Annotated in this window: 14 protein-coding genes; 11 read left to right on the forward strand and 3 right to left on the reverse strand. The window is 71.1% G+C overall.

The genetic code is table 11. From position 1 onward, the window contains the following. Positions 1-165 precede the first annotated feature (165 nt). Together ACFZDA_RS17030 and ACFZDA_RS17035 are read left to right on the forward strand one after the other, a co-directional pair. The gene (locus tag ACFZDA_RS17030; RefSeq protein ID WP_391081386.1) at positions 166-447 is read left to right on the forward strand and encodes a hypothetical protein; all 282 of its coding nucleotides are present in this window, start codon (positions 166-168) and stop codon (positions 445-447) included. A 50-nt stretch (positions 448-497) separates the two neighbouring features. Then, positions 498-1,337, forward strand: coding sequence for an endonuclease/exonuclease/phosphatase family protein (locus ACFZDA_RS17035; RefSeq protein ID WP_391081388.1), 840 nt, complete (start codon positions 498-500; stop codon positions 1,335-1,337). A gap of 54 nt (positions 1,338-1,391) precedes the next feature. Here ACFZDA_RS17035 and ACFZDA_RS17040 read toward each other — a convergent pair whose 3' ends face one another. Continuing rightward, positions 1,392-2,411 carry a substrate-binding domain-containing protein gene (locus ACFZDA_RS17040; RefSeq protein ID WP_391081390.1) on the reverse strand — a complete coding sequence of 340 codons (1,020 nt, stop codon included), beginning with the start codon at positions 2,409-2,411 and terminating at the stop codon, positions 1,392-1,394. A 260-nt stretch (positions 2,412-2,671) separates the two neighbouring features. Between ACFZDA_RS17040 and ACFZDA_RS17045 the strand changes: the two genes are divergently transcribed. From ACFZDA_RS17045 to ACFZDA_RS17075, 7 genes are all read left to right on the forward strand, one after another. Beyond that, positions 2,672-4,654, forward strand: coding sequence for a beta-L-arabinofuranosidase domain-containing protein (locus ACFZDA_RS17045; protein WP_391081392.1), 1,983 nt, complete (start codon positions 2,672-2,674; stop codon positions 4,652-4,654). 91 nt (positions 4,655-4,745) lie between these two features. After that, positions 4,746-5,999 carry an extracellular solute-binding protein gene (locus ACFZDA_RS17050; RefSeq protein ID WP_391081395.1) on the forward strand — a complete coding sequence of 418 codons (1,254 nt, stop codon included), beginning with the start codon at positions 4,746-4,748 and terminating at the stop codon, positions 5,997-5,999. Positions 6,000-6,104: 105 nt separating this feature from the next. Further along, on the forward strand, positions 6,105-7,088 hold the full coding sequence (locus tag ACFZDA_RS17055) for an ABC transporter permease subunit (RefSeq protein WP_391081398.1): 984 nt from the start codon (positions 6,105-6,107) through the stop codon (positions 7,086-7,088). Beyond that, entirely contained in the window at positions 7,085-7,906 is an 822-nt protein-coding gene (locus tag ACFZDA_RS17060) for an ABC transporter permease subunit (RefSeq protein WP_391081401.1), read from the forward strand. The genes ACFZDA_RS17055 and ACFZDA_RS17060 overlap by 4 nt, the downstream gene beginning before the upstream one ends. A 70-nt stretch (positions 7,907-7,976) precedes the next feature. Continuing rightward, on the forward strand, positions 7,977-9,746 hold the full coding sequence (locus ACFZDA_RS17065; protein ID WP_391081404.1) for an RICIN domain-containing protein: 1,770 nt from the start codon (positions 7,977-7,979) through the stop codon (positions 9,744-9,746). A gap of 159 nt (positions 9,747-9,905) precedes the next feature. Then, positions 9,906-12,803: a hypothetical protein gene (locus ACFZDA_RS17070; RefSeq protein WP_391081407.1), complete on the forward strand. Its 2,898-nt coding sequence runs from the start codon at positions 9,906-9,908 to the stop codon at positions 12,801-12,803. 168 nt (positions 12,804-12,971) lie between these two features. Further along, positions 12,972-15,161, forward strand: a complete 2,190-nt coding sequence (locus ACFZDA_RS17075; protein WP_391081410.1) for a SpoIIE family protein phosphatase — start codon at positions 12,972-12,974, stop codon at positions 15,159-15,161. Here ACFZDA_RS17075 and ACFZDA_RS17080 read toward each other — a convergent pair. Further along, positions 15,127-16,314 (reverse strand): type III polyketide synthase, encoded by a 1,188-nt coding sequence (locus ACFZDA_RS17080; protein ID WP_391081413.1) that lies wholly within the window; start codon positions 16,312-16,314, stop codon positions 15,127-15,129. The genes ACFZDA_RS17075 and ACFZDA_RS17080 overlap by 35 nt on opposite strands. Before the next feature lie 260 nt (positions 16,315-16,574). Here ACFZDA_RS17080 and ACFZDA_RS17085 point away from each other — a divergent pair, with 260 nt between their 5' ends. Continuing rightward, positions 16,575-18,134 carry a hypothetical protein gene (locus tag ACFZDA_RS17085; protein WP_391081415.1) on the forward strand — a complete coding sequence of 520 codons (1,560 nt, stop codon included), beginning with the start codon at positions 16,575-16,577 and terminating at the stop codon, positions 18,132-18,134. A 179-nt stretch (positions 18,135-18,313) separates the two neighbouring features. Then, complete coding sequence (locus ACFZDA_RS17090) at positions 18,314-19,420, forward strand: FAD-dependent monooxygenase (protein ID WP_391081419.1); 1,107 nt, start codon at positions 18,314-18,316, stop codon at positions 19,418-19,420. 46 nt (positions 19,421-19,466) lie between these two features. Here ACFZDA_RS17090 and ACFZDA_RS17095 read toward each other — a convergent pair whose 3' ends face one another. After that, entirely contained in the window at positions 19,467-20,138 is a 672-nt protein-coding gene (locus ACFZDA_RS17095; protein ID WP_391081422.1) for a pyridoxamine 5'-phosphate oxidase family protein, read from the reverse strand. Between the last annotated feature and the right edge of the window lie 137 nt (positions 20,139-20,275).

A 20,275-nucleotide genomic window follows, 5' to 3' on the forward strand; every position in this document is an offset into this window, starting at 1 on the left:
CCCGAGGCCCCGGGCGGCGCGTCTGGGGCACCGGGATCCGCAACCCCGGCCCGCCCGACCTCGACACATGGGAGGACCTCGACCGCTACGAGCGGCTGCGGACCGTCCTGGGTGCCCGGGAGCGCTGCGAGGTGGCGTGAGAGGTACGCCGCAGGCTCCGCCGCCATGGTCTCCCTGGAGATCGAGCTGTGGAACGCCGAGTACGACCTGTCCCTGACATCGTTCGAGGTGCTGCACCTGCTGCGGCGGCGGCCCGGGCCGCGGATCCAGGCCCTCGTGGAGGCCGCGGGCTTGCGCGAGCGGCGCGCCGATCCGGACGACCGCTGTTCCTCGATCGTCGAGCCGACGACTGTGGGGCGGAAACCGGTGGACGGGGCGGTGCAGGGCTTCGAGGACGAGCTCGAACAAAGGGCAGAAGCGCCTGTCACCGAAGAACCCGTCCCATAACCTCGTGCCTGGAGACGCCAGATGGCGTGGGGAACCGCATTCAGGAGGCGATGGTGTTAGGAAGGGGCATGCGGCTGCTCGCCGGTGCCATGACCGTGGTCTGCGTGGTGCTCGTCGGCCCCAGTGCGCCGAGCGGTGCCGTCTCCGGCAGGTCACTGCCCGCCACCGCCGTCCGGGAGGCCGTACCGAACCGGGTCATGACCTGGAACATCTGCAATCCCTGCAAGGTGAGCAACGTCGGCCGGGCGGCGGAGATCGCGACGTACGCGCCGCAGGTCATCGGCTTCCAGGAAGCGTGCGTGCGCGACGTCGAGATGATCCGGGAGTACCTGGAGCGCCTGCACGGGCTCGTCTACCACGTCGAGTACGGGACGGTTCTGCAGGACTGGGGCCGGTGCGGGGGTCTGCCGTGGAGTCCGGGGGCGTTCGGGCAGGCGATCCTCTCGGCGGCGCCGATGACCGACCGCGTCAGCGTGGAATACCCCGACGGCGGATCCGAGGACCGCGGCTACATGGCCGTCACCACCACGGTGGGAGGCCGGCCCGTCCGGGTCTTCGACACCCACCTCGCCCAGCGGCGTCAGGAGGAGGTCCGGGCGGACCAGGTGGGCGTACTCGCGGCAGAGGTCGCCCGGTACGACCGCGCCATCGTGCTCGGCGACTTCAACGCGGTGCCGGATGCTCCCGAACTCGCTCCGATGTGGGCGCTGGCCGCGGACGCGGACCCCGGGTGCCGTCCCTCACCCGCCGGCACCTGCGAGCCGACCACCGACTGGCGGAGCAAGTTCGACTACGTCTTCCTGCGGGGCATCACCCCGGTCGAGCACGGCGTGCGCCCCACCCCGTACTCGGACCACGACCTGGTGCACACCGACCTGAGCCCAACATAAGGCGCACCCACGGTTGTTGGCACCGCGGAGGCCGAACGCAGCCCGCGCGGCCGCTCAGCTGGATTCGCGGACGACGAGGCGGCAGGGAACGGTGTGCAGGCCGGGCTCAGGCTCGGAGCCGATGGCGTCCAGCAGTCGCAGTGCGGCCTGTCTGCCGATCTCGGCGAGGTCCGTGTCGATTGTGGTGAGCGGCGGGCGGCAGGCCAGTGCCATGACATCCCAGTTGTCGTAGCCCACGACCGCCACCTTGCCCGGGACGTCCACACCCATCTCGCGCAGGCTGTCGGCGACGCCCCGGGCGATCTGGTCGTTGCCGCAGAAGAAGGCGTCCGTGTCCGGCGCGGTCCGCAGGACCGCCTCGGCGGCACGGCGGCCCCACGCCTCGCTCCACTCGCCGAACTGGACCCGGCCGGTGGCCAGTTCCAGCGAGGAGCGTTCGAGCGACTCGACGGTGTGGTGGGCGCGGTCGCGGGCGGCCGCGTGGTGTGCCGGGCCGGTGACGTGCGCGATCCGGGTACGACCGGTGGCCGCCAGATGCTCCACGGCCAGCCGCGCCCCGCTCCGGTCGTCGGAGACGACCGAGATGTCGTCCGGGTCGGTGGAGGGGGAGAGCGCGTAGACCGTCGGTATCGGCTCGACGCCCGTCAGGGGAGGGCGGGGGTCGGTACGCCGGCCGGTCACGATGATGCCGTCCACCCGGCGGTCCATGAGGTTGCGCAAGTGATGCTGTTCCCGGATGGAGTCGCCGCGGGTGTCACACAGCAGCACGGAGATCTTCCCCGCCCCGAGCGCGTCCTCGGCGCCGAGCAGGACGGGCGTGCTGAAGCGGCCGATGCCGTCGGTCGTCATCAGGCCGACGGTCCAGCTGCGGCCGGTGTGCAGGCTCTGCGCATGCTGGTTGGGCCGGAAGTCCAGCGCCTCGGCGGCGGCCAGCACCCGGTGCCGGGTCTCGGGGCGCATCCTGCCGCCGCCGTTCAGCGCCTTCGAGGCCGTCCCGACACTGACGCCGGCCAGCGTGGCGACATCGGCGAGCTTCGCCCGCCCGGCTGGAGGAGACCCTGGAACGGCGGTCACGCGCAATCCTTTTCCTAGATGACGTCGGCGAGGCACATCCTGGCATTGTTCCCGGCGGCTGACCAGTCCCGAGGAGACGGCAGGTAATAACTCCAGCGCACCCCTTGACTCGCGGTCGTGGGCTCCCTACGTTTCCGGCAGAAAATCGTTTGCTCAAACGGGTTCGCCAGGCGGAGCCATGCCTGACGGGTTCCCGGTCCGCATGACATCCCCCGTGCGCCGGGTTCTGCCCGCTTCCCCTTCTAGCTCTTCGGAGAGCCATGCCCCGCCCACGTTCCGCCGTGCCCTTCTCCCCGTCCTCGGCCTCGCCCGAAGCAGGAGGTGCCCTGCTGGGCCCGGTCCGCCTCGGCCCGGATGCCAAGGCAGCGCTGTCGCCTCTCACCGTCCAGGTGGGCGCCGGTTTCTGGGACACCCGGCGTCAGGTGAACGCGCGGACCTCCATTCCCCAGGGCCCCGGCTTGCTGGAGTCCGCGGGAAACCTGCACAACCTGCGGGTGGTGGCGGGCACCGCCGAGGGCGAGTTCCAGGGCGCCTACCCGTTCGTGGACTCGGACGTCTACAAGTGGCTGGAAGCCGCGTCCTGGCAGCTCGCCCGGGAAACGCCCGGGGCCGACGTCCCGCTCGCGGCCGACGTGGAGCGGATCGTCGCCCTCGTCGCCGACGCGCAACAGCCCGACGGCTACCTGAACACGTGGTTCCAGCTGCTCAAGGGCGGCGAGAGGTACCGGGATCTGCGCTGGGGCCACGAGCTGTACTGCGCCGGGCATCTGATCCAGGCCGCGGTGGCCCACCACCGGTCCACCGGGCGCGGCGAACTCCTCGACGTGGCGGTGAAGTTCGCCGACCACATCGACTCGGTCTTCGGGCTGCCCGGCAGCGGCAAGGAGATCGACGGCATCGACGGCCACCCCGAGGTGGAGACGGCCCTGGTGGAGCTCTACCGGGAGACCGGTGAACGCCGTTACCTGGACCTCGCCGGCTACTTCGTCGACCGCTTCGGCCACGGTCTGCTGGGCGGCGAGGCGTACTGCCAGGACCGCGTCCCGCTGCGCGAGGCGACCGACGTCGAGGGGCACGCCGTACGGCAGTTGTACCTGCTGGCCGCCGCGGCCGATCTCGCCACCGAGACGGGGGACGCCGGACTGCGCGCCGCCACGGAACGGCTGTGGGCGGCGATGACCGCCGCCAAGACCCATCTGACCGGGGGACTGGGCGCCCACCACGACGAGGAGGACTTCGGGGACCCCTACGAGCTGCCCAACGAGCGCGCCTACTGCGAGACCTGTGCCGCCATCGCCTCCGTCCAGTGGAGCTGGCGCATGGCGCTGCTGACCGGCGAGGCACGCTACTCCGACCTGATCGAACGCACCCTCTACAACGGCTTCCTCGCCGGGGTGTCCCTGGACGGCGAGCGCTGGCTGTACGTCAACCCGCTCCAGGTCCGCGACGGCCACACCGACCCCGGCGGCGACCAGTCGGCCCGCCGCACCCGCTGGTTCCGCTGCGCGTGCTGCCCGCCCAACGCCATGCGGCTGCTGGCCAGCCTGGAGCACTACCTCGCCTCCGGCGACGCCGGCGGGTTGCAGATCCACCAGTACGTCACCGGCCGCTACGCCGGTGACCTCGGCGGGGTCCCGGTCGCGGTCAGCGCCGAGACCGACTACCCCTGGCAGGGCACGATCGGGCTGACCGTCGAGGAGTCCCCGGCCGACCGGCCCTGGACCCTCTCACTGCGCATCCCGCAGTGGTGCGGCGAGTACCGCGTCCGGTGCGGGGACGAGACCTACGACCAGACCGACGCACCCGTCACCGACGGCTGGCTGCGACTGGAGCGCACCTGGGCGCCCGGCGACCGGATCGTCCTGGAACTCGGCCTCGAACCACGGCTCACCGCCGCCGATCCGCGGGTGGACGCCGTGCGCGGCTGCGTGGCGATCGAACGCGGGCCGCTCGTCTACTGCCTGGAGCAGGTCGACCACCCCGGCGGCGGCCTGGACGACATCGTCCTCGACACCACCCGCCCGCTCGCCGTGAAGCACCGCCCGGACCTGCTCGGCGGGGTCACCACCGTCGTGGCCGCAGGACACCGCCGGCACCTCCCCGACGCGGGCTGGTGGCCGTACCGAGGCGCGGACACCGACGCCCCGACGGCCGGTGAAGCCCTCGAACTGACCGCGATCCCCTACTACGCGTGGGCCAACCGCGAGGACGGCGGCATGCGCGTCTGGCTGCCCACCTCCTGAACCCCCACTGCGCGTCCACCTCCTGAACCCCCACCGCCTTTCCCCCTCCGCCATCGCTCCGTACGCCCCAGCCCGAGACAACGAGGTCACCGTGAGAAACAGCCGCCGTACCCTGATCGCCGCCATAGCCGCCGTCGGCGCGCTCACCTCCGTCGCCGCCTGCGGCGGTGGCGCGCAGTCCGCTTCATCCGGCTCCGACAAGGCCGGCGGGACGTACACCTTCTGGGACCCCTACCCGCAGTTCGACGCCTCCTCGGCGTGGGGCAAGCTCGTCACCAAGTGCGGCACCGACGCCGGGGCCAAGATCAAGCGCACCGGCATGGACACCACGGACCTCGGCAACAAGGCGCTGCTCGCCGCCCAGCAGGGCAACGCCCCCGACGTGATGCTGGTCGACAACCCGGTCGTGTCCACGCTGGTGGAGGCGGGGATCCTCAACAAGACCGGCGACCTCGGCCTGGACACCAAGTCCGTCCAGAAGAACATCCTCGGCGCGGGCGAGATCGACGGCGCCTCCTACGGTGTGCCCATCGGCGCCAACACACTCGCCCTCTACTACAACAAGAAGGTCCTGACCGCCGCCCACGTCGACCCCGCCTCCATCAAGGACTGGGCTTCGCTGACGGCGGCGCTGAAGAAGGTCAAGGCGGCCGGGAAGAAGGGCATCACCTTCTCCGCGATCAACACCGAAGAGGGCAGCTTCCAGTTCCTGCCCTGGTTCTGGGGCGCCGGCGGTGACCTGACCAAGCTCGACTCGGCCAAGGGCGTCGCCGCGCTGTCCCTGTGGAAGCAGTGGGTCGACGCCGGGTACGCGCCCAAGGACGTCCTGCAGAACACCCAGACCACCAGCTGGCAGGAGTTCGCCACCGGCTCTTACGCGTTCAGCGAGAACGGCACCTGGCAACTCGGCAACGCCGAGAAGGCGGGATTCGACTACGGCGTCATCAGCATCCCCGGCCAGAGCGGCGGCTCGGCCCCGGTGCCGACCGGCGGCGAGTTCGTCACGGTCCCGGTGCAGAAGGACACCGCGCGCTACGACGTCAGCAAGAAGATCGTCACCTGCCTGACCAACTCCGCCAACCTGCTGGCCACGGACACCACCCTGGCCTACGTCGCACCCACCGCGACCGTGCAGGCCGAGCAGGTCAAGGCCAATCCCAAGCTCAAGCCGTGGGTCGACGCGGTGGCCGCGGCACGGGGGCGCACCAGCGGCGGTCTGGGCACCAAGTACCCGACCATCTCGCAGCCGATGTGGACCGCCGTCCAGGCCGCCCTGTCCGGCAGCAAGAGCCCTCAGGACGCGCTCGACGCCGCGCAGGCCGCCGCCGGCAAGGGCAAGAACTGACACTCGACGCCCCCTGGCACGCCCCGGGGCCCTTCTTCCCAGCACGCGCCCCGGCCGTCCGGCCACCACGGCCCCCGGGCAGGCCACCCGCATCCAGGAGTTCGCATGACCACCGCACGCCTCGACCGCCGCGCACAGCGGCCCCCGGTCGGGCTCGCGGCGACCGGCACCGACGACCGGACCCGCCCCTCGGCGCGCCGCCGCCCGCAGCGCCGCAAGAGCCGGCTCACGGCACTGGCGTTCCTCACCCCGCTGGTCGTCTACCTCGCCGCCTTCTACGTCTATCCCCTCTACCGCAACGTCGACCTGAGCCTGCGCGACTACACCGTCCGGTCGTTCGTGGCGGGCGACGCGCCCTTCTCCGGGCTGGACAACTTCAGGACCGTCCTGGACGACCCGACGTTCGGCCCGGCGATGCGCCACACCATGATCTTCACCTTCGTGTCGATCGCGTTCCAGTACCTGGCCGGGCTCGCCCTCGCGGTCTTCTTCAACCGGCACTTCCGGCTGTCCGGCACGCTCAGGGCGCTGTTCCTGATCCCCTGGCTGCTGCCGCTGATCGTGTCGGCGTCGACCTGGTCGTGGATGCTCAACAGCGAGTCCGGCGTCGTCAACTACGCCCTCCACCTCGCCGGCGTGGCCCCGGTCGACTGGCTCACCTCGCCCGACTGGGCACTGACCTCGGTCGTCATCGCGAACATCTGGATCGGCATCCCCTTCAACCTGGTCATCCTCTACAGCGGCCTGCAGAACATCCCCGCTGAGCTGTACGAGGCCGCGTCCCTGGACGGGGCGAGCGCCTGGCAGCAGTTCCGGCGCATCACCTTCCCGCTGCTGCGCCCGGTCTCGGCGATCACGCTACTGCTGGGTCTCGTCTACACCCTCAAGGTGTTCGACCTGATCTGGATCATGACGAAGGGCGGCCCCGGGGACGCCTCGTCCACCCTGGCCACGTGGTCCTACCAGCTCGGGTTCGGCACCCTGCTGCCGAAGTTCGGCCCCGGGGCCGCCGTCGGCAACATCCTCATCCTCATCGCCCTGGCCTTCGGGCTGCTGTACATCCGCGTCCAGAGGAGGCAGGAAGCGTGAAGTCGCGTACCGGCTCCCGCCGTTACACCCTCATCGGGCTCGTCCTCACCGCCGTGATGCTGTTCCCGGTGTACTGGATGCTCAACGTGTCCCTCACTCCGCAGCAGGACATGCGCAAGAGCCCGCCCGACCTGCTGCCCCTGCACCCCACCTTCGAGGGTTACCGGGCCGTGCTGAACGACCAGCTGCCCTACCTCGGCACCAGCCTGCTCATCGGGCTGGGCACGGTCGTCCTCACGCTGCTCCTCGCCGCCCCGGCCGGCTTCGCGCTGGCCAAGCTCCGGCCCGTCGGCGGGGGACTGCTCGGCCTCGGCCTGCTGGTGGCCCAGATGATCCCCGGAATCGTCATGGCGATGGGCTTCTACGGCATCTACCTCGACCTCGGCCTGCTGAACTCCTGGTGGGGCCTGATCATCGCCGACTCGACGATCGCCGTGCCCTTCGGCGTCATGATCTTCACGGCCTTCATGTCCGGCATCCCCGGCGAACTCATCGCCGCCGCCCGGATCGACGGTGCGAACACCTGGCGCACCTTCCGGTCCGTCGCCCTGCCGGTGAGCCGCAACGCGATCGTCACGGTCGCGCTCTTCAGCTTCCTGTGGGCCTGGTCCGACTTCGTCTTCGCCAACACCCTCGACGGCGGCGGCGACTGGCGGCCGATCACCCTCGGCATCTACCACTACATCGGCAACAACAACCAGGAGTGGAACGCGATCATGGCCACCGCCGTCGTCGCGTCCCTGCCGGCCGCGGTCCTGCTCGTCCTCGCCCAGCGCTATGTCGCGGCGGGCGTGACCGCCGGCGCGGTCAAGGACTGATTCCCGCCCCGAGCCGCCTCCACCCAACCGTCACCCGTCCCGTCCCGTGCAACCCTCAGGAGAGCCGCTGATGTCATACCTGAGTACCCGCCACCGCCACAGAGCCCCCCTCGGCCGTGCCACCGCCGCCGCCCTGGCCACGGCCCTGGCCGCCACCGCCGTCGTCCTCACGAGCCCGTCCGCCCAGGCCACCCCCACCTCGTCCACCACCCTCGTGGTCAACGCCGCTCAGACCCTGCGGCCCGTCACCCACGTCGGCACGGGCAGCCTGTACGGCCTCGCCGACGACACCACCCCCGCCGACAGTCTCGTCACGCCGCTCAGGCCGAACACCTTCGTGCAGATGGCGCCGGGCGGCTCGCAACTGCCCAACGGCGAGCCCAAGCCCGCCGGTGACGCCCTGGTCGTGGCACCCAAGGCGGCCCGCGCGGGCGCCAAGGTCGTCGTCCGTATGCCGGACTGGTATCCCAACTTCCCCTACAAGTGGGTCAGCTGGAGCGACTGGCTGTCGGCGGTCGACAAGCAGGTCGCCGCCGTGAAGTCCTCCGGCGCCACCGACATCAGCGCGTACGCGCTGTGGAACGAACCCGACTGGACGTGGGACACCGCCAACGCGGGCGCCTTCAACGCGGGGTGGGCGCGCACCTTCAAGGAGGTCCGCGCCAAGGACGCCACCACCCCCATCCAGGGCCCGAGTTACTCGGGCTGGAACCAGTCCTGGATGAGTTCCTTCCTCACCGACGCGAAGGCCTCCGGCACCGTGCCGGACGTCATCGCCTGGCACGAACTGGGCGGCAGCAGGGACATCGCCGCCCACGTCTCTGCCTACCGCGGGCTGGAGTCGAGCCTGGGCATCAGCCCGCGCCCGATCGCCATCGAGGAGTACGGCACGCCCGCCGAGATGGGCAACTCCGGCGCTCTCATCGGCTACGCCGCCAAGTTCGAGCGGGCGGGGATCCGGGACGCCGAACTCGCCTTCTGGAACCACTACGGCACCCTCGGCGACACCCTGACCGACACCGGCGGCTCGCCCAACGGCTCGTACTGGACGTACAAGTGGTACGGCGACATGTCCGGGAACATGCTCGTCACCACGCCCCCGGCCCAGACCGGCATCGACGGCATGGCCTCCCGCAACAGTGCGGGCAACCAGATCAGCGTCGTCGCGGGCGGCTGCACCGGCTCCTGCGCCGTGACCGTCAACGGCCTGAACTCCCTGTCGGCCTTCGGCAGCACCGTACACGTCAAGCTGGAGTACAGCCCCGGCACCGGCCGTACGACCGCCTCCCCAGGGCCGATCACCATCTCCGACGCCGACTACACCGTCGGCAACGGCTCCCTCACCGTGCCCGTGACGATGAACGCCACCGACGGCTACCACCTGGTCATCACGCCCACCGGCACCAACACCTCGCTGGCCGGCCGCTACCAGATCACCAACAAGAACAGCGGCCTGGCCCTGGACACCAGCGGCGCGGGCACCGCCCAGGGCACCTCGGTCGTCCAGGCCACGTCCACCACCGGCACCGACCAGAACTGGACCCTGGTCCCGGCCGGCAACGGTCTCTACAAGATCCGGCAGCAGTCCAGCGGCCTGCTCCTGGGCATCACCGACGCGGGCATCGGCAATGGCGGCACGGCCCTGATCTGGGGTGACAACGGCACCGCCGACCACCTCTGGCAGGTCATCCCGGCCCGCGGCGGCTACTACAAGATCGCCAACTACAACAGCGGTCTCCTGCTCGGCGTCGACAGCATGAGCACCGCATCTGGCGCCCGGGTCCTGCAATGGGCGGACAACGGCACCGCCGACCACCTGTGGAAGCTCACCGCGCGCTGAGGCAGCACGTACCGTCACGGGCCGGTCCGCAAACGCCCGCCGCACTGGCCTCAGTGCGGCGGGTGACCCGCTCGTGAGGTTGTGGTGTAAGTCTGCAGAGGCGGTGCGGGGCGTTCTACGCTCACCCGACCTGGGCTGTCGGCGGAGAGGGGAAGACGCATGCAGCGGGGGGCAGCGCGGTGGGACGCGGCGGCTCAGGCCGCACCGTTGCGGGACTGGTGCTACGCGGCGGAGTTGGGCGCCTATCAGCGCAGCGTCGAGGTGATCCTTGAGGAACCGTCCGTCACCGACCGGCTGCTGAGCCGTCCGGAGGTGACCGCCGACGCGGTGCGTGCGGCCATGCAGGAACCGGCCGCCGTCAACCGGGCCTTCCTGCTGAGCACGGAGACCCTGCTCGCCACCCGCGAGAAGCTCGACCGGCGGACGTACACCCGCCGCAAGCTGGCACGGGCCAGAGCCGAGGCCGGGCTGGAGCCCGCCTCACTGGCAGTCCTGCTGTGTCTGGGCGCTCTCATCGTCGCGGCCCCCGAGAGGCACTCCTATTGGTCACGAACCCAGTCCGTCGTCGTCGAGGTGCTGGTCGCCGCGGCGCTCGGCGGATGGCTGTGGTTCCGTCCCCGCGCCCGGCGCCATCTGTGGTCCCTGTTCGTCCGCGCGGTGGGCCCCGTCGCGCTGTGGCTCGACCAGCAGGAGACCGACATCGCCCTGAAGGCGCTGGAGGCGGAGTTCACCACGCACAGCGCCCGCCAGGTGCTGCTGGAAGTCATCACGGCGCTGCTCGGCGACGACCCGCACTCCGTCCTGATGTACGACAGCTACCAGGGGTTACGAGCACGTGACGACGCTCAGTTCTTCGTACTGAGCAGGTGCGGAAGACAGTTGGCACGCAAGCTCTCACTGATCGACGGCGGGACCATCGCGCTCAGCGGTCCGAGGGGGTCCGGGAAGACCACTCTGCTGCGCGCCGCACCCGATCTGCTGGGCACGGACACCCCTGCCGACCGAGGCGGAGCCGACCTGGTGGTCGCCGTCGACGTGCCCGCTGCCTCTACCCCGTACGACTTCCTGTCGTCCTGCCTGGTGGGTGTCTGCGAGCAGTATCTGCGGCGCAGCGGCCAGGCGGTGCCCGACTTCACGCGACTGTCGGGGAGGCGGCGCCGACGGATGGCTGCCCTCGTCCGTCGCGGTGCCCGGTGGTCGCTGTTCGCCGTCCCGGCGGCCGCCCTGTTCGTCCTCGGGACCGCGGCGGCGGTCCGCGGCTGGTGGGACGGCCATCGCTCCCTGGTCCAGTCGTGGACCGCGGCCGGGGCCCGGGAAGCGGTCCACGGCGTGAGCGTCGTGTGGCAGGGGAAGTACACCCTCGTCTGTCTGGCGATCGTCTACGCGAGCGCGGTCGTGTGGACGCTGCGGGCGCCCGGCCGACTCCGCCGGTTCCTGGGGATGGGGCCGCGGGACCGGATCGGCTGGGTCATCGTGTGGATCGTCGGCTGGTACCTGTTTCTCGTCCCGGTCGTCGACGCCCTCCTGGACTTCCTGGGCTTCCTGCGGGACTGGGACCCGAGCCTGCTGGACCAGCTGATTCCCACCAGCGAGGACGCCGCGATGCCGGTGGCGCTGGCCCTCGTCGCGCTGGTCATGGTGTTCTTCGCTCTCCTCGCGTCCGAAAGGCCGCGTGGCCTGACCCGTCAGGACCGGTTGCTGCTGGCCGTCATGGGCGCGGTCGCTGCCGCCGCCGGCGTGCTCGGTGCCTTCTCCGCCAGCCGTCCCTACCTGTCGCAGCCGGAAAACCCGGCTCGCCTCGGCCTGTTGGTGCTCGGTACGGCTCTCGTCACCGCTGCCCGGTCCCGGCGGCGGCCCCGCCCGGCCCAGACGGCACTGGCCAGGCGGTGCGAGGACCAGCTCCACCGACTGCGCACCGCCCAGAGCACCTCCGCCTCGCCCAACCTCGCCCCGACAGCGCTGTTCACCACCGCGCACAGCTCCTCGCCGGCCGGCGTGCCGCCGAACTTCCCGCAACTCGTGGCGGAGTTCCGGGAACTGCTCGGGGCGATCACTCAGGAGCTGCGCGCGACGGACAACGGCCATGTGTTCCTGTGCGTCGACGAACTCGACCGCATGGGCACCGCGGACAAGGCCCGCGCGTTCCTCGGCGAGGTCAAGGCGGTCCTCGGCATACCCTGGGTCTTCTGTCTCGTCACCGTGGCCGAGGACGTCAGCGCGGCCTTCGTGCGCAGAGGCCTGCCGAACCGGGATGCCACCGACAGCACCTTCGACGATGTCGTCCATGTACGGCCCATGGCGCTGGTGGAGTCCGTGGCCATCCTGCAGCAGCGAGTCCGCCGGCTTCCGTACCCGTACGCCGTCCTCGCCCACGCCCTGTCCGGAGGCATCCCGCGCGACCTCATCCGCTACGCGCTCAGGCTGGTCGAACTGCGCGAGAGCACGCCGTACGTCGAACTGCGGGACATCTCGCACTTGATGCTGACCGAGGAACTCTCCGACACCCTCGCCGGATTCCGCACCCTGCTGGCGGGCCAGCCGTGGACGGCCGGCACCGCGCATGTCCTGACCGGTTACCGGATGCTCACCGAGCAGCTGGACGCCTCCTGCCCGCACCGCCGGGAAGCGCTTGTGCAGGCCCTGCGGGCGTTCGTCTGGCCGGCCGGGCCCGCCTCCGGTGCGCAGGGCTCCTCGGCCGACTCCGAGGAGGATCTGCCGGAGACCACCCGCGTGCTGATCGCTCAGGCCCGGGCCTACGCGGTGTACGGGCTCACCCTGCTTCAGGTCTTCACCCCCTCCGGTTTCGATCAGCGCAGTGTGGAGATCGACGCCCGGGAACCGGACGGGGCAACCCAGCGCCTGGCCGACATGCGCCTTGAGCTGGCGGTTTCCCCGTACAGTGCGCGTGAGCTGATCCACCGGGTGCGGCGAGCCTGGGACCTGCGGGACTCAACGGCCTTCTTCCCGCCGGTCGAGTCGGGCGCCTGTACGCATGTTCCCTGTGTCCCAGCGCCCCGTAACGGTGCCGGAGACCTCACCGGGGACTTTCCGGTCTGACGACGAGCCGGTCCGAGGACGATCAGCGCGTTCACCGTGCGATGCGCCGCTGTGGGCGAACCGGCCCTGGGTGTTATTCAATGAGATGTGCGGTCCGGGATCTCGGGGCCCGCCGCACGGGTCCGAGTACTGCCCCGGTGCCGCGCCGGGGACTGCTGAGAGAGCCGCATGGACTCCACACCCCCGCCCTCGTCCTCTTCGCCGTTCGACCTGGTCAGCAGCGCCCTGGGGCGCTACATCCCGCGCGGCGCAGCGGCGGCGGCCGGCGGCCCCGCCGACGAGCGGGGCGACCGCACCGCGCCCGGCCCCGTACCCGACACCCCGGCAACCGGACGCCAGGAGCAGATCCTCGGCGCGGTCAACCTGGACCGGGATCTGATCATCACCCGCTGCAATCTGGACGCCCCCGTCTTCGCGGGTCTGGACGCCGTGGCCGGTAAGCCGTTCGTCGATCTTCTGCCCCCCGGCGACGTACCGACGGTCTCACGGCGGTTGCGGCAGGTCCTGCAGACCGGTGAGGCGCACGTCGCCCGGATCCAGCGCCTGCGCCGCGGTGACGGGTCGGAGCTGGTGGTCTCGATGAGCATCCTGCCCGCCGCGGCGCCCGAGGAGGGCCTGACCGTCTCCGTGATCGCCATGGCGAGGAGGCTGCACCTCTACGCCGCCGAGACCGCGATCGGTACCTCGCTGGACATCGGCGAGACCGCGCAGTCGCTGGCGGAGTCGCTGTTGGCCTGGGGAGACGTGGCCGCCGTCGATCTCGACTTCGCCGTGTGGACGGGGGAGGGAGTCACCGGGCAGACGAAGGGGCCGATCCGGCTGCGGCGGGCGGCCCTGGTGCCGGACCGGGCGTGGCCCGAGGGCTACGTGACACCGGGCGACGATCTTCCCGGAGACGCCAGTCGCCTGCTGGCCCAGGCGGTACTGAGGGACGACCTCCCCCAGACCATCGTCATACCCGACCGGGAGGCGGTCGAGCGGGTCTTCGCCAGTCCACGCGTCGTGCGTGCCCTGGTGCCCGGTGAACGGTCGGCGGGTGTGGCGTGCATCCCCCTGGTCCTGGACGGCGAGCCGCCCGTCGTCCTGGGAGTGGCGGAGGTCTGGCGGCGGGCGGACTGCCCCTTCCGCGACAACGAGCTGTTCGACCTGCAGGAACTGGTGGCCAGGACCGCACATCACGTCGACCTGGCCCGTCAGCACCAGCGCGAGCACACGCAGGTGCTGGCGTTGCAGCGCCGCCTCCTGCCCCGGACCGGCGGCGACACCGTTCAGATCGCCAGCGTCTACCAGCCGGCCACCCCCGACAGCGCGGGCGTCGGCGGCGACTGGGTGAACAGCTTTCCGCTGCCGGACGGCCGTACCGCGCTGGTGGTCGGCGACGTCGTCGGGCACGGCCTGGGAGCCGCGGCGACCATGGGCCAGCTGAGCATGGAGGCCCGCGCGCTGCTGTCCGCGGGGCTCGCGCCCGACGAGGTACTGGAGCACCTGGACGATACCGTGACGCTGCTGGACGACGCGGAGTCCGGGCTGGCGGCCGGCTACAGCGCCCTGGGTTCGACGTGCTGCATCGCCCTCTACGACCCGGTCAGCCACCATGTGGCGCTCTCCAGCGCCGGCCACCTCCCCCCGGTCCTGGTCTCCCCGGACGGGCACGCGGGCCCGCTCGCGGTCCGTCCGCACCCCGGCCTGGGCGCCGAGTTCGCACTGCGCGAGCCGTTCGACGTGCACACGTTCGAAGCACCCCCGGGCTCCCTGCTCGCCCTCTACACCGACGGCCTGGTGGAGGATCCGGCCGTGCCGATCGACGAGGGCATCGCCAGGCTCGCGGACGCCGTGTCCATGGTCCACCCCTGGGACGCCCTGCAGCAGGCCGCACGGCACGTCGTCTCCGCGCTGACGCCCGCGCCCCAGCGCGACGATGTGACCCTGATGCTCGCGCGGATGATCGGCTACCGCAAAGGGGACACCGCGACATGGCGGCTGCCCGCCCGCCACGACGCCCCCGCCCGGGCCCGCGCGCAGGTCTCCGCGCTGCTGAGGCAGTGGCGCATCAGGGACGACACCCGGGACGGCGTGGTGCTGCTGGTCAGCGAGCTGGTCACGAACGCGGTGCGCTTCGCCGCCGGTCCCCTCACGGTCCGGCTGATCAGGACCGGTCACGGCCTGCTGTGCGAGGTGGGCGACACCGGTGACGGCAGGCCGCGTCTGAGGCGGGGCGGCCTGCTCGACGACGGCGGTCGGGGCCTCGGCGTCGTGCACAGGCTGACCACCCGGTGGGGGGTGCGGTGGACGGACACCGGGAAGGTGGTCTGGGCGGAAGTCGCTACAGCCACTCCCCTTCCAGGGCGGTGGCGGTGAGTCCCGGGGCCGCCGCGTACAGAACGGCGCGGTCGCCGGGCTTCAGCCGCCCGGCGTCATGCGCCCGCCGCAGGATGTCGAAGACGGCGGCGCCTCCGCGGTTGCCGCTGGTGTAGCTGTCCCGGCTGTAGTCCAGCAGCCCCGACGGCCACGCGTCGGGCATCGTCTGCTCCATGTACTCCAGCACCCGGGTCCCGCCGGGGTGCGCGAGCAGCACGTCCGGGTGCCAGGAGCCGGGTTCGTCCTGGTAACGGACGCGCAGCCACTCCCACATCGCGGTGACCGTCTGCTGTACGGCGCGCGGTCCACGCCGGTCCATCACGAAGTGGGTGCCGTCCGCCTGTGTCTCCAGGCGGTGCAGGTCCTGGGTGCCGGGCAGGGTGTGGTGCCAGGCGGCGTCCAGCCGCAGCACCGACTCGGGCCTCGGGCGGCCCGTGACCACCGCGGCGACGGCGGTGTCCGCGAACAGCAACCGGACGATCAGCGACTCAAGGGTGTCGTCCGCGGGCTGGTAGGTGGTGCTCAGCGCCTCCGCGATGACGATCAGGACCACCCGGTCGGGATCCGCGGCCACGAGGTCCGCCGCCAGCGCCAGGGAACGGGTGCCCGCGATACAGGCCCACTGCGTCGCCGGCAGCATCATCACGTCGCTGCGGAGCGGAAGTTTGTTGGCCAGGGCGATGTCCAGACCCGGCAGCGCCGGGGTGGTGGAGTGGCTGGTGATCACGCAGTCGATGTCCCCGGCGTCCAGCCCGGCACTCTGCAGGGCCCCGCGCGCCGCACGCTCCCCGTAGGACCGCACGGCCTCCCAGGCCGGAGCGGTGCGCTCCTGGATGGTCTGCGGCGCGGGTATGGTCTCGAGGGCGGCGATCGCGCGGTCCACGTCCTGCTGGGCGAACCCGCCGCGGGCCAGGGCCTGTTGGGCCGGCTCGACGCCGACAGCCCGCAGGCCGCCGCCGGTGCCGGGCGCGACGGCGGTCTCCAGCGGCAGCATCCATCCGCGGGTCTCGATGCCCGTACTGGCCGCGATGCCGTCGATCCGCGGCGCCCAGGCCGCGTGCGGGTGCCGGTCGCTCACCTCTGCCACGATCTGGCTGGTCGTTACGGCGTGCTCGCCGTGTATCACGGTAGGAGGGCAGAGGTAAGCGGCCATATCGGGGCGCCTTTCAAGGAGGAAACAGGGGAACGTCGCTAATGCTGTGTCTTGGGCCACATTGGAACTTCGCACCCAGAGGGTGTCGATGAGCTCCGCTTGGGGCGTCTGTGTCCGTTTCGAGCATGGAGGCTAAATGGACATTTCCGCTGTGATGGACGCAACTTAGACGCATTGAGTCGCGTGATACGGCACACACCGTCGCATCGAGCTGCAGGCCCGGGGCGCAACTTTCGGGACACCTCGCGCATCAAACGTGTATGAACCCTCAGCGCGCGGTGTTCGGGGCGGTACTGGCTGCCTTGGTGCTCGCCCTGGCGCCCAGCGCACCCGGTGCAGTCGCCGTGGGCGGCGATCCCTCTGCGACACCGTCCCCCCTGCCGACTCGGGCGTACGCGACGATCAGCGCCGACGAGCAGATCAACGTGGGGCCGGGGGCCCAGCCGGTCACCGTGGGCTGGATGTTCTGGGACGGCGGGGCGCAGGTCCCCGTCCCCACGAACGACTCGCTCGTCATCGACGCGCGTGACCTGGCGGGCATCGCGAGCGTCAGGGCCGACGACCCGAGGTGCAGGGCCGACGGACGGGTCCTGACCTGCGTCAACAAGGGTGCCTCACAAGGCCGTTCGGTCGAGTTCACCCTGCGTGCGGACGCGGGCGCCGCACCCGGCGCCGGCGGCACGATCACATACGCCCTCACCGCCGACCATGCCACCGGCGCCACCGCGACAGCGAAAGTGGTCGTGGGCACCCCGGACCTGGTCGTCGGCACCGTGCCGGACGTGACGCACGCCGGGATCGGTTCCCGGGTCAGTGTGCCGCTCCGGCTGCGCAACACCGGGAATCTGGCCACTGACCGGCGCATCATGGTGCGCTGGGAATCGACGGGCGGTCTGGTCTTCGACCGCAAGTTCTCCAACTGCGCCTACGGCGAAGGCGATGAACCCGGCGAACCCGGCAGCCGGACATCCGTCACATGTGTCTTCCCGGCCTCCTCGGACTCCGTGCCCGCACGGGGCACCGTGGAGCTGAGCAGCCCCCTGACGGCCACCGTCGGCAAGCGCGTCCTGACCGCCGTGACCGACTACTCGGTCAGCCTGCTGAAGCCGCGCGAACAACCCGGCGGCGGCACTCACCAGGGCACCGGGCCGGCGCTGACCCTGGTACGTGCGTCCGCAGCGGGAGGCGGATTCGAGAAGGGCGCCGAGGGCCGGTTCACCGTCGCGGCCGACAACTTTGCGGATCTCGCGGCCGATGCCACGGCGAAGCCGGGCCGCAGGGCGGGCGAATGGACCCTGGACATCAACGCCGTGAACCACGGACCGGCCTCCGCGTACGGGATCGACGACAAGCCCGTCGCCGTCGTCGACGTCGTCCTGCCCCAGGGTGTGGTCGCGACCGGCACCGCGCACGTGGAGGAGGAGGACAGCCCTTACGGCCCCTGCCTTCTCCGGGTCGGCAGCACCACGACCGCACCGTTCGAGGCCGGCCACCGGCATTACGTGTGCACGGTGCCGTTCGGTGTCGCCGCCGGCACGAGCCAGCTGTTCGAACTGTGGGTGAAGACGGCCAAGGGCTACGACGGCGCCGAGGGCAGGGCGACCGTGCGTCCCGGCCCGGCCGGCATCCCCCTGCACGACCCGGACGTCTCCGACGACAGCATCGCCTTCGCCTTCGGCACGCAGGCCACACCGGCCGCGGCGGCACGGTCCGGCGACACCACGACGGCCATGGGCCGCACGCTCATCGCCGCCGCTGCCGGGGCCGCTCTGCTGGGCGCCGTCGTCCTCGTCGTCCGCCGCCGCGGGCGCAGACACTGAAACGCCGGACGGTCGGCACAACACCCGGGGGACCCAGAGGGATCCGGCATGTCGGTGCCCCGTCGGAGCGCTGTCGGGGGCTGTCAGCCCGATGTCGGTGGCCCGTCGGCGGGAGCTGGCACCTTTCGAGAGACGGCCGGCCGGAACTCCCCGGGCGGCCCGGTCCCGAAGGAGCCACCATGCACACCTCAGTCACGATCATCGGCGCCGGCCTCGGCGGACTCGCACTGGCCCGCGTCCTGCACATACACGGAGTCTCGGTCACGGTCTACGAGGCGGAGCCCTCGCCCGAGGCCCGCGCGCAGGGCGGACTGCTCGACATCCACGACTACAACGGGCAACTCGCGCTCAAGGCCGCAGGTCTGATGGACGAGTTCCACGCCATAGTCCTGGAGGGCCGTCAGGCGATGCGGATCCTCGACCGGGACGGGACCGTCCTGCTCGACGAACCCGACGACGGCATGGGCGGACGCCCCGAGGTGCAGCGCGGCGACCTGCGACAGATCCTGCTCGACTCACTCCCGGCAGGCACCGTGCGGTGGGGACACAAGGTCAGCCGCACCCGGGCCCTCGGCGAGGGACGCCACGAGGTGACGTTCGCCGACGGCACCACCGTCGTCACCAGCCTGCTGGTCGGCGCGGACGGCGCCTGGTCACGGGTCCGGCCGCTGTTGTCCACCGCCACACCCCGGTACATCGGCAAATCGGTCGTCGAGACCTACCTGTTCGACGCCGCCACGCGGCACCCGGCCACCGCGAAAGCAGTCGGCGGCGGGATGCTGATGGCCCCTTCGCCGGGCAGGGAGATCTTCGCGCACCGGGAAAAGGACGACACCCTGCACGCCTACGTGGGGCTGTCCGAGCCGCAGGACTGGTTCGGCTCCATCGATTTCGCCGACCCCGCCAAGGCCACCGCGATGATCGCGCAGGAGTTCGACGGCTGGGCGCCGGAACTCACCGCGCTGATCACCGACAGCGACGTCGCGCCGGTGCTGCGCCCCCTCTACGCCCTGCCGGCCGGGCACCGGTGGGACAGGGTGCCGGGAGTGACCCTGCTCGGCGACGCCGCCCACCTCGCGGCTCCCAACGGCGAGGGCGCCAACCTGGCCATGCTCGACGGCGCCGAACTCGGCGAAGCCCTCGCCGCGCACCCCGACGACATCGAGGCGGCGCTCGCCGAGTACGAGCGGGCCATGTTCCCGCGCAGCGCCGAGACGGTCACTGACCAGATGCCCGAGGTCGACGCCCACGGCCTGATCGAATGGTTCGCGGAGAAGGGCCAGTGAGCCCCGCGGGCCCGGCGGTCTGGAGGGACGGATTGCGCGGCACCCTTCAGCGGGCGGTCAGTCCGGGCTCCTGGGCCGCCGCTCCGAAGTAGTCGCCGCCCTTGCGCTTGACGTCGTCGGTGCCCCAGGCCTGCTCGTCGGCGGCGGCGGAACGGTCCGCACTGACGGTGTTCTGCCGCAGCGGAGCTCTGACCAGCCTCGGTATGTGCTTCGAGCAGTGGATGTACGCCTCTTCGACCTCGATCTCCACCCACATGTGCGGGCGGCGGCCGGGTACGGGGTCGACCGGCAGGTCCGCAATCCGGCGGCGCATGGTGTCATCGGTGACCAACTGGGCGCGGCCGTTGACATGGAGGCCGATACGGTCCTGGGAAAAGTCGATCATCAGCATGCCGATGTGCGGGTTCTCCCGGATGTTGCCGAGCGAGGCCATGACGCCGTTCCCGCGGTACTCCGGGTAGGCCAGAGTCGCGTCGTCGAGCACCCGGAGAAAACCCGGTGGGCCGGCCCGGAAGGTGCTGTCGCACTCGCCGTGACGGTCCGCGGTCGCGAGGAAGAACATCTCCTGGCGGGCCACGAACTCCTTCATACGTGGGTTGAGCCGGTCCAGGACCTGCTCGTCGTAGAACCGGGCGGCGCGGGCGACCGTGCCCAACTCCTGCTGGATCTGGTGCTCGCCGTGGCTACCGGGCCGGTCTGCCCGTTCGTCGTGGTGCAACGGTCCTCCTCCAGGGATTTCGGCAGGGCGGCAGTTCGCCCTCGTGACTGATTTCGTCACCTGGCAGGCCGAAAATCGCCCACCGGCCATGGCTGACAGACTAAGGCGTGTCACCGAGTGATCGACCTCGGGTTCCC

The sequence above is a fragment of the Streptomyces sp. NPDC007991 genome (genome assembly GCF_042958445.1).
In the GTDB taxonomy this organism is placed as follows: Bacteria; Actinomycetota; Actinomycetes; order Streptomycetales; family Streptomycetaceae; genus Streptomyces.

Bases quoted from the DNA above. Each gene is read 5' to 3' on its own strand.
- ACFZDA_RS17045 (WP_391081392.1), top strand. From the start codon at position 2,672: ATGCCCCGCCCACGTTCCGCCGTGCCCTTCTCCCCGTCCTCGGCCTCG.
- ACFZDA_RS17035 (WP_391081388.1), top strand. From the start codon at position 498: ATGGTGTTAGGAAGGGGCATGCGGCTGCTCGCCGGTGCCATGACCGTG.
- ACFZDA_RS17065 (WP_391081404.1), top strand. From the start codon at position 7,977: ATGTCATACCTGAGTACCCGCCACCGCCACAGAGCCCCCCTCGGCCGT.
- ACFZDA_RS17075 (WP_391081410.1), top strand. From the start codon at position 12,972: ATGGACTCCACACCCCCGCCCTCGTCCTCTTCGCCGTTCGACCTGGTC.
- ACFZDA_RS17030 (WP_391081386.1), top strand. From the start codon at position 166: ATGGTCTCCCTGGAGATCGAGCTGTGGAACGCCGAGTACGACCTGTCC.
- ACFZDA_RS17085 (WP_391081415.1), top strand. From the start codon at position 16,575: ATGAACCCTCAGCGCGCGGTGTTCGGGGCGGTACTGGCTGCCTTGGTG.
- ACFZDA_RS17090 (WP_391081419.1), top strand. From the start codon at position 18,314: ATGCACACCTCAGTCACGATCATCGGCGCCGGCCTCGGCGGACTCGCA.
- ACFZDA_RS17080 (WP_391081413.1), bottom strand. From the start codon at position 16,314: ATGGCCGCTTACCTCTGCCCTCCTACCGTGATACACGGCGAGCACGCC.
- ACFZDA_RS17055 (WP_391081398.1), top strand. From the start codon at position 6,105: ATGACCACCGCACGCCTCGACCGCCGCGCACAGCGGCCCCCGGTCGGG.
- ACFZDA_RS17070 (WP_391081407.1), top strand. From the start codon at position 9,906: ATGCAGCGGGGGGCAGCGCGGTGGGACGCGGCGGCTCAGGCCGCACCG.